Here is a 6,839-nt window from a genome sequence, read left to right as displayed (position 1 = left end):
TGATACTTTTTATCAGCACGATATTAAATATAAGGGTAGCTCTAGTAAGCATCTTGAAAAAATTGAAAATGTCTTAAAAAATCAACCGATCCCATCTATTTCCATCAAAAAACTTTCTGAGCGCTACGACAAAATATATAAAAATGAGATTCAAAAGATTGAAACAAAGATTCCAACACTGGCATATCGGCTAATTCGAAAAAAAGAAGAGGAAATACAATTGTTAATGCAAGAGGTTATAGTTGGGAATTCAGAGGTAGATATTGCTAAAATGATAGAAAAATTTAACTCTAAAAGTTGGGTCGAAGATGGGATTCAATTTTTGGATCAGGGTTTAGATAAGCAAAAGTGTCCTTTTTGTCAAGAGGATACCATATCACAAGAATTGCTAACAAAGTTTTCACAATATTTTGATAAAGAGTATAAAACAAAGATTGAATCCTTATCTAATTTAAAGGAGAATTATATAAAACTCTACAATAGGTATTTAGAGATTTTTACTGATTTGAAAACAGAATTTAATGAAGATAATTTAGTGTCTGAAACTATTAATGAGTTAAAAATATACTTTGAACGAAATACTAGAAAAATAGAGAATAAGATAAAAGACTCTAGTAGAAAAATAATCCTTCAATCTTTATTTGATTTTAAGGAAAGGATTGTTGAAATAAATAGAAGGATATTCGAGAATAATGAGGCTTTCAAAAATATTGGTAATATCAAAGATAAGCTCACACAAGATATTTGGTATTATTTATCATTAAAAAGTACAAAAAAAATAGAATCGTATCGAGAATTTGAATTGCGAATCAATTCTGATTTAAGTGTGATCAGTGAATTGAAAGAAAGCGCATTTAGCCGAATTGAAGAATCGAAAAAATTAATTGAAGACTGGAGAAATGAAACTGTTTCCACCAATGATGCAGTGGATAAAATAAATGATATTTTAAGAAACTGTGGATTTACTGGTTTTAAGATAGAGACAACAGAAGAGGAAAACGGAATTACGAACTACTTCTTAAAAAGAAATTCAAATAAAGACACAGAAATATTTAAGACACTTAGTGAAGGAGAGAAGAATTTTATTGCCTTTCTTTATTTTTATCAATTATGCTTGGGTACTGACAAGATTCAAGATAGTGAGAAGTTAAAAATAATTGTAATTGACGACCCTGTATCAAGTTTGGACAGTCAAGTATTGTTCGTTGTAAATTCTCTGATCCATCAATTAATAGCAAGAAGAAGTTCTGAATCCAAACCAGATAAGCAGAATTATTTTAACCCAAATATTGATCAAGTTTTCATTTTAACTCATAATATATTTTTTTTTAAAGAAATTACCTTAGATAATGGAAGAGGTTGTACTTTACGGCAATTTTACCATATTACTAAAATTAACAATGTTTCATATGTTACTACAAAAGGTGAAAAAGAAATTGGTACGAGTGACTACAATCTGATGTGGAGTTCTCTTAAATCAATTAAAGATTCAAATACTGCAACTAATGAACAAAATGTACTGATTGGTAATTTAATGAGAAGAATTATTGAAAGTTATGTTAATTTTTTGGGTATTGGAAAGAGTGTTTGGGCAGCTGTAAATGGTGTAGATCCTGAAGACACAAGAAACATTATATTTAGTTCCCTTATCAGTGAAGTAAGTGATACTAGTCATAAGGTTTCGCCTTTAGACGATATTTATTTTACTCGTATTATGAATGAAAATCCTGAAAATTTATTTGACGCCTTTAAGGATATTTTTAAAGAAATAGGCAAGGAGCACTATGAATTAATGATGAATGAATCTATACAAGAAGAAATGTCTAATTAAAGTATATAAAATTTCAAATTCTGGTTACGCGATTTTCATGAATATTAAAGCCCTCCAAACCTTCCTAGACCAAGCCTCAATACCCTCGGTTAAACAGCAACCTAAAACCTTTTTAGAAATAGCTCGGCAACCGCATTATGAAAATGTAATTTCTAATATTTATGCTTTTTATTTTGATAATTGTCTTCAACTATGATTGAAATGATTAGAGGAATACTATGATTTTTAGCTATCATAGTTTAGAACATTTTGATTCTTGAATATCATAGCCAATCAAAAAATCATAGTTTAGACAGGGGGTGATTTTTTCATTTCTAATTAAACTACTAATTTGCTTTTCATAGTCTACCATTCAATCTAGCCAATTAAATTAAAAACCTATGGATGTCAAAATCAATAAAGGCTACAAAATTATTGAAAGCGAAATCCTCCTATATAAAAATGAAGAAGGCAATATCAAGATAGATGTTGTCTTGCAGGAAGAAACAGTTTGGCTCACGCAGGCACAAATGGCTACTTTATTTGGTAAGGATAAGCGAACCATCAGTGAGCATATTGGAAATATTTTCAAGGAAGGCGAACTGGACGAATCAGTGGTTGTCCGGAAATTCCGGACAACCACTCAACATGGTGCAATTGCCGGGAAAACACAAGAACATGAAGTAAATGGCTATAATCTTGATGTGATTATTTCGGTAGGCTATCGGGTAAAATCGCTTCAAGGTACTCAATTTCGTATTTGGGCTACCCAACGATTGAAAGAATATATTGTCAAAGGCTTTACACCGATCAAAATCAATCAAATAGTCTTCAACTATGATTTAAATGATTAGAGGAATACTATGATTTTTTTACAATCACAGTCCATCATACAATCAAGCAAATCATAGTTTAGACAGGGGATGGTTTTTAATTTTCTAATTAAACTACTAATTTGGTTTTCTTAATTAATTATTCAATCAAAACCCGTCAAAGAAAATGGCAACAGAAATAAATAGTCGCTACGAAAATTCTGAACTAACCGGAAAAATCATAGGCTGCGCTATGGAAGTTCACCGCCAAATGGGAAACGGTTTCCAAGAAGTAGTATATCAACGTGCATTATCAATAGAATTAAATTTACAGAAATTTAATCATGTTAGAGAATTAGAAATGCCTTTGAAATATAAAGGGGAGCATGTAGGGACAAGAAGGGTTGATTTTTTTATTGAAGACAAAATTTTGCTGGAAATAAAGGCCGTAAAAGAATTGGAAGATGTGCATTTGGCACAAGCTATTAATTATTTAGAAGCATATGGAATGGAAATTGGGTTGTTAATCAATTTTGGCAACACTTCATTACAATTTAAACGAGTGATGAAGCCAAATCATAACCCATCAAAAAATCAGAAAAATCATAGTTAAAGACAAGAGGAGAAAAAAGAACAAAATGAATACCGCAAGCGAAAAATTATCTACATTATCAAAGCCTTCCAACTGGAAGGAAAAGCTGAACTACCAATTGGAAAATGAAAATTGGCTAGATAAATCAGCAGATATTGCATTTTCAGTGCTTGAAGCCTTGGATAATTTAGGCAAAAGCCAAACATGGCTAGCAGAACAATTAGGGGTTAGCAGACAGCATGTGAGCAAAATTGTAAAGGGTAGTGAAAATTTAACTTTGAAAACTATTTATAAAATAGAGGAAGTTCTTGGCATTAGGTTGTTTGAGAAATAGTTAGATAACTCAATTCGAAAATGAAAAATGTCCAGTTTTTTAATTAAAAAACTGGACATTAACTTCAACCAAAATAACGTTTTTCTTTGCTTTAAAGAAGTTTGAGCATCATATTTATATTAATCAAGGAATGCACCTTCCTCTTTTTTAAGTGATAGGTGAAATTTAGAATGTATGTCCGAAACCAACCGCATAGAATACAAATCATCCCTCACCAAAGACCTGGATTTGGAGAAAGAGGTTGTAGCCTTTTTGAACTATCGAGAAGGCGGCTTAATCTATGTAGGTATTGACAAAACAGGAAAAGTATTGGGCGTTTCTGATGCTGATAGTGATGCATTGAAAATAAAAGACCGTATCAAAAATAACATCTCGCCATCGGCCATGGGTTTGTTTGATGTCGTGTCTGAAGAACATGAGGGTAAGGAGATTATTAAAATTATTGTAGCCAGTGGTAGCGAGAAACCATATTTCAAAAAGAAATATGGCATGACGGAAAGGGGTTGTTTTATCCGGATTGGAACGGCTGCAGAACCTATGCCCCAAATGATGATTGACAAGCTTTTTGCTACACGTACCCGAAACTCAATTGGTAAAATAAAAGCCCATCGTCAGGATTTAAGCTTTGAACAGTTACGTATTTACTACGAGGAAAAGAAAAAGCCACTCAACAAGCAGTTTAAAAAGAATCTGGAATTACTTACCGAAGATCATTCAATTAATTATGCAGGTTACCTGATGGCGGATGAAAATAATGTATCAATCAAAGTAGCTAAGTATAGTGGTGTAGACCGAGTGCATTTAATTGAAAACAATGAATATGGTTATTGTTCATTGATTAAAGCAACAAAAAGCGTACTCGACAAAATTGAGCTGGAAAACCGCACGTCTGCAACCATTACTTCTAAAGAAAGAAAAGAACAGCGTCTTTGGAATGCCATTGCACTGCGTGAAGCCATTATTAATGCTTTTGTTCACAATGATTATACCCGAGAAATTCCACCTAAATTTGAGTTATTCGCTGATCGTATTGAGATTACTTCTGCAGGTTCATTGCCAGAGGGATTGAGCAAGGAAGAATTTTTTGAGGGTTATTCTATACCTCGCAATAAAGAATTGATGCGGATTTATAAAGACTTGGAAATGGTGGAGCAATTGGGTTCCGGTATTCCCCGTATTTTGGAGACTTATGGAAAGGATTGTTGCCAGTTTTCCGAAAACTTTTTGCGGATGATATTTCCAGCCAAGGAGAAAGTCACCCCGCAAGTCACCCCGCAAGTCACCCCGCAAGTTACCCCGCAAGTTGAAAAACTATTGGAGGTGATTAAGGGCGAACATAGCAGGCAGGAACTGCAAAATAAGCTCAGCCTATCTGACAGAGAATATTTCAGAAAAGAATTTCTGCAACCGGCAATTGAAGAAGGGTTGATTGGACTAACCATTCCCGAAAAACCTAAAAGCAGTAAACAAAAGTATAAGCTTACAGAAAAAGGTGAAAATTTTCTTCGCTCAGGTAAAAGCAAAGGATAAGGATCGTAAAAATGCAGAAATAGCGTTTAATAGGTTTTACTTAGAACTTTAAACCTGCAAAACCATCCTGATGCATGGGAAGCAAAGTCAAATTTTACGCAATTCTACCTCTAACTCCTGCCAGATATAAAGTTCTACCATAAAATTTATATCTTTAGTTTTATTTATATAGAGCCTATTAGGCAATTATAACTAATGGAAACTAAGAATCAAATGACAAATATTTGTGTAATTAATTATTAGAATCCATATAATACCGATAATGAAATTCACCGAAGCCCAACTTGAAGCAAGTTTTATTGATGAATTCCAGAAGCTGGATTACGCCTATCATAATGGTTCTGATCTAAGGCAGGCTAAGGCTACACAATTAGCCAAAGAGCCCAGGATTCAGTATGGCCATGTGGTGGAAGAAGATGTGCTCATTAGAGATGATTTGGCGCAGTATTTAGCTAAGCGATACGAAAAAGAGGGGATTACGCTTATTGAGATCGAACGGATTATCCGTGAAATAGAAAAACTGCCAGCTTCTGATCTCTATGAAAGTAATAAAGCTTTCATGCGAAAAGTGAGTAATGGCTTTATTTTTAAAAGAGAGGATTACAAGCAGAAAGATTTATTTATTGAATTCATCGATCATGAAGATGATTCAAACAACAGCTATAAAGTAGTCAATCAGTTAGCCATTCAGGGATCTGAAATGCGTATTCCTGATATGATTCTTTATATCAACGGATTGCCGCTTGTAGTTTTTGAATTTAAAACAGCCATTCAAGAAGACGTTACCATTCACAATGCTTATAGGCAATTAACGGTTACCTACAGAAGGAACATTCCAGAGTTATTTAAATACAATGCCTTTTGTGTTATTAGTGATGGGGTAAATTCAAAAGCTGGTTCCTTCTTCGCTAAAGAAGAGTTCTTTTATGCCTGGCGTAAAATTACAGGTGAAGAGCGGGAAGAAATGCAGGGGATTGATTCAATGAAGTCTTTAATCCTCGGGATGTTCCAAAGAGACAGGCTTAAAGATATCATTAGAAACTTTATTCTCATTCCAGACCAATCCCATAAGCAGGAAAAGATATTATGCCGTTATCCGCAGTATTATGCTGCCCGAAAGCTATTTGAAAGCATAAAAAAGCAGAAAAGGCCTTTAGGTGATGGTAAAGGTGGTACTTACTTTGGTGCTACGGGCTGCGGTAAAAGCTATATCATGCTTTTTTTAACTCGCTTATTGATGCGCAGTACAGCTCTTTCCAGTCCGACCATTGTGGTGATTACCGATCGTACTGATTTGGATGAGCAATTATCTAAGCAATTTACAGGAGCCAAGACTTATGTAGGAGATAATAGCATTGAATCTGTGACAAGTCGAGAGCATTTGCGAGAATTATTGCAAGGACGTAGCAGCGGTGGCGTGTTTTTAACTACGATTCATAAGTTTACAGAAGACACCCAATTGCTTACTGAAAGAGATAATGTCATTTGTATTTCAGATGAAGCACACCGTTCTCAAGTCAACTTAGATCAAAAGATTAAGATTACTGATAAAGGAGCAAAGAAAACCTATGGCTTCGCAAAGTATCTGCATGACTCTTTACCTAATGCCACTTACGCTGGGTTCACTGTAACTCCAATAGATGCTACAATAGATGTATTTGGCCCTGTGGTAGATGCTTACACGATGCGGGAGTCTGTAACAGATGAAATTACAGTTCGCATAGTGTATGAACTGTCTCTTATACACATCTGACGCTGCCG

Annotated in this window: 6 protein-coding genes; all 6 read left to right on the top strand. The window is 34.2% G+C overall.

Annotated elements, in window-relative coordinates; genetic code table 11:
- A partial coding sequence (locus tag Q0L29_RS06245; RefSeq protein ID WP_296620012.1) for an AAA family ATPase occupies positions 1-1,831 on the top strand: 1,831 nt, incomplete at its 5' end.
- 380 nt (positions 1,832-2,211) lie between these two features.
- Positions 2,212-2,664, top strand: a complete 453-nt coding sequence (locus Q0L29_RS06240; RefSeq protein WP_296620010.1) for a RhuM family protein — start codon at positions 2,212-2,214, stop codon at positions 2,662-2,664.
- A 145-nt stretch (positions 2,665-2,809) separates the two neighbouring features.
- A complete protein-coding gene (locus Q0L29_RS06235) occupies positions 2,810-3,235 on the top strand; it encodes a GxxExxY protein (protein WP_296620008.1) in 426 nt (141 codons plus the stop codon).
- A 25-nt stretch (positions 3,236-3,260) separates the two neighbouring features.
- Positions 3,261-3,548, top strand: a complete 288-nt coding sequence (locus Q0L29_RS06230) for a helix-turn-helix transcriptional regulator (RefSeq protein ID WP_296620007.1) — start codon at positions 3,261-3,263, stop codon at positions 3,546-3,548.
- 174 nt (positions 3,549-3,722) lie between these two features.
- Positions 3,723-5,078: a Fic family protein gene (locus Q0L29_RS06225; RefSeq protein WP_296620005.1), complete on the top strand. Its 1,356-nt coding sequence runs from the start codon at positions 3,723-3,725 to the stop codon at positions 5,076-5,078.
- 262 nt (positions 5,079-5,340) lie between these two features.
- Entirely contained in the window at positions 5,341-6,831 is a 1,491-nt protein-coding gene (locus Q0L29_RS06220; RefSeq protein ID WP_296620004.1) for a type I restriction endonuclease subunit R, read from the top strand.
- Positions 6,832-6,839 lie beyond the last annotated feature (8 nt).

The sequence above is a fragment of the Marivirga sp. genome (genome assembly GCF_024636815.1).
Lineage (GTDB): Bacteria > Bacteroidota > Bacteroidia > Cytophagales > Cyclobacteriaceae > Marivirga.
This window is presented reverse-complemented; position numbering and strand designations above follow the sequence as displayed.

Bases quoted from the DNA above. Each gene is read 5' to 3' on its own strand.
- Q0L29_RS06240 (WP_296620010.1), top strand. From the start codon at position 2,212: ATGGATGTCAAAATCAATAAAGGCTACAAAATTATTGAAAGCGAAATC.
- Q0L29_RS06235 (WP_296620008.1), top strand. From the start codon at position 2,810: ATGGCAACAGAAATAAATAGTCGCTACGAAAATTCTGAACTAACCGGA.
- Q0L29_RS06230 (WP_296620007.1), top strand. From the start codon at position 3,261: ATGAATACCGCAAGCGAAAAATTATCTACATTATCAAAGCCTTCCAAC.
- Q0L29_RS06225 (WP_296620005.1), top strand. From the start codon at position 3,723: ATGTCCGAAACCAACCGCATAGAATACAAATCATCCCTCACCAAAGAC.
- Q0L29_RS06220 (WP_296620004.1), top strand. From the start codon at position 5,341: ATGAAATTCACCGAAGCCCAACTTGAAGCAAGTTTTATTGATGAATTC.